The sequence below is a fragment of the Pelistega indica genome (assembly GCF_000506865.1).
GTDB lineage: Bacteria > Pseudomonadota > Gammaproteobacteria > Burkholderiales > Burkholderiaceae_B > Taylorella > Taylorella indica.
The window spans coordinates 1-2,604 of record NZ_AYSV01000023.1 but is presented as its reverse complement, the minus strand read 5'-3'; the positions used below and the strand labels follow the sequence as shown (position 1 = coordinate 2,604).

Annotated in this window: 1 protein-coding gene and 2 pseudogenes; all 3 read right to left on the bottom strand. The window is 43.4% G+C overall.

From position 1 onward, the window contains the following. Positions 1–73 precede the first annotated feature (73 nt). A pseudogene (gene tnpA, locus V757_RS17655) lies at positions 74–334 on the bottom strand (IS66 family insertion sequence element accessory protein TnpA); the annotation flags it as partial. A gap of 431 nt (positions 335–765) precedes the next feature. Then, positions 766–2,160, bottom strand: coding sequence for a tetratricopeptide repeat protein (locus V757_RS27375; protein ID WP_023949540.1), 1,395 nt, complete (start codon positions 2,158–2,160; stop codon positions 766–768). 286 nt (positions 2,161–2,446) lie between these two features. Beyond that, positions 2,447–2,604 (bottom strand): annotated as a pseudogene (locus V757_RS0113295) (transposase domain-containing protein); the annotation flags it as partial.

Sequence of the window (2,604 nt, the reverse complement as noted above, 5' to 3'; positions counted from 1 at the left end):
ACCTGACAGCAAAGCCTTGATCGTGATACAAGTGTTCTTGTTCACTCGCTTTTCGTAGCGATTGGCTTTACCACTTTCCCTCAAGTAGTTCCTTTCGTGCCTCGGAAACTAGCCGCTCCTCAGCATAAAGCTTCTTAAGCTTCGCATTCTCTTCCTGTAGGCGTTTTAGCTCATTGAGCATTGACGAGTCCATGCCGGCATATTTGCTACGCCATTTGTAAAAAGCAGATTGGCTCATGCCGTGCTCACGACACAAATCAGCAACGCTCACGCCGCTCTCATGCTGTTTAAGAATAGATAAGATTTGTCGCTCGGTAAATTGTTTTCTACGCATGAAAAATTCCTTTAAATTTAACAAATAGTTTAACGAAATTTTCCACTCATCGGTGTTTCGATTTTAGGGGAGTATTACCGATTGAATTTAGAAGCGTCGACTTTTTTGCGGGGCGCAGCTTTTTAATACGTTCTGCGACATACAACGTAAGCTCGGATGGGGTCCCCACATTTGACGCAACAGGTGCTCGCTTCTGTGGATACTGCTCCTCTTCCTCTTTTCGGGCGAGCTGGATAAGTAATTGCGCCAATCTGAATTTGTCTCTATAGCTCAAGCCAACCACCGCCTCAGAAAGCTCGTTGTATGTCATGTCCGTGTCTTTCATTACAGTATTTCCATCTGGCTAACGCCTCACATCACCGGCGGCAAAAAAGCAAAGCGAGGAACGAGCAGCGCTTTTTGCTGTCCGAGTGAATGTGTTTGTTAGGCCATCAATAGTAACTAATAATTCTTCGTTGCAGACCTGACATGTCAGTATCGTTATGCATATAACTTTGTTTTCTTGATACCCAGTTTCCGTGATTATCCAGTTTGTAATTGCTATACTTTACGTGCTTAATAGGTGAGTTTCTATTGGATGTACTATGGAATATTTCTTCTCTTATCCACCCATCACTACCATATGAATACTCTACACTTGACTGGTATGATCCGTCCTGCGCATTGTTATCTATAATTTTCCGCAACGCCCCGCCATTGGTGAACAAGTATTGCTGCCCACCTTGGAACCTCATTCTTGACGTACCCTCATTAAATACGCGGGAATACCCAATGCCAGATCCTGGAGTTATTGCCCAAAATTCCGAAGGCTTTGCCGGCACACCACCGTTAGACCATTCAAGAAGCCCAGCGGAGTTATATTTTTTGTACGTATTTGTGGGATATTCTGCTGCGATTTCTCTTTGAACTTCAAAAAGGCCGCCGTCACTTTGTGGGTAATAATAGTATTTGAAATCTCTACCACCAAAAGACGGCGTCGTATAAGATGAAATTCTGCCCTGCAAATATGTGAAATCTTCTACATTTACTACTTTATAATTTCCGCTTGCGTCATCAGAATAATTTCTTGCTTCCCATTTCAATAGGTGACAGTTTTTATCATACGTGTAGCGATGCTCTTGATTTGTGTTCTTAAAAACAGTCCTAACCAAATGCCCGCCTTTGCCAAAATAATATATATTGTGTTCCTTCCACCCTTCGTCATGATCCAAAACTCGAACACTTCCTTTGCCCTCATAATGAGCGAGTGACTCTCTTGTAAAAACATCATTTTTTACTGATGCATTGTCATTAAGAACACATTGCAGAGTTCCAACCAGGGAGCCTGCCTGTTTGTGCCCTAGGCTTTTAGCCCTTTCCGCATAGACGAGCGCCTTTTTCAACAAATTTTCGGTAAAGTGCGACGCATCAGCCTCCAATACGAATGAAGCAGCATTCCAAGCACCGTATTTATTGTTTTGAGAAGCTGACTGTTCGAATAACTGATAGGCTTGCTCGAAGTCTTTTTTTCCACCTTTTCCCGTCAGAAGCATTATTCCAAGATTATTCTGCGCATCTGAATGCCCCTGTTTAGCGGCCTTCATGTAGTAATTTGATGCTTTTTGTATATTTGCTTCCACCCCTTGGCCATTTTCATACATCACTCCAAGAGCATAAGCAGCCCTAACCTCACCCCTCGCCTCCAAGGAGGTAAATACTCTTAGCGCGTCAGCATACTTTTCATCATTATATAACTGCACTCCTTCATCAAATGTTACCACTTCAGCAGCGCTAACAGCTGAAGCGAAAGCAAAACAAAGAAATACCACATAAAACTTTACTCTCATTTCCGGAAAACCTCCCTAACACATCGATATATTAATAAACCACTTACCACAGCATCTTGATTGAGATCACAATCGCCATAAAACTACTTAGCCAGAAGCTCCCTTAAACTCGACCCTAGGCATTTTGAAAACAATCGGACCACCCACTTGCTCAAGGGGGAGAACTAATGAGAGGGAAACCAATGCAGAAATTGGTATGCCGATGATTGCAGCGTAAGCGTCCGGTGAACTCCGATTGACTTCCGTTTTTAAACGTTCAATGCCCCGATTTTGTCGGGGCATTGTGTTAATTCTTGGTGTCGTTTGGCGCTTGCCAACGATGAGGCAGAAGCTCAGCAATGTCCTTCGCTTTCTGTGTCGGCAATCGTTCCAACACATCCTTAAGGTAAGCATAAGGGTCATGGCCATTGACTGAGCCGATTGAATTAACGACATCACCTGCAG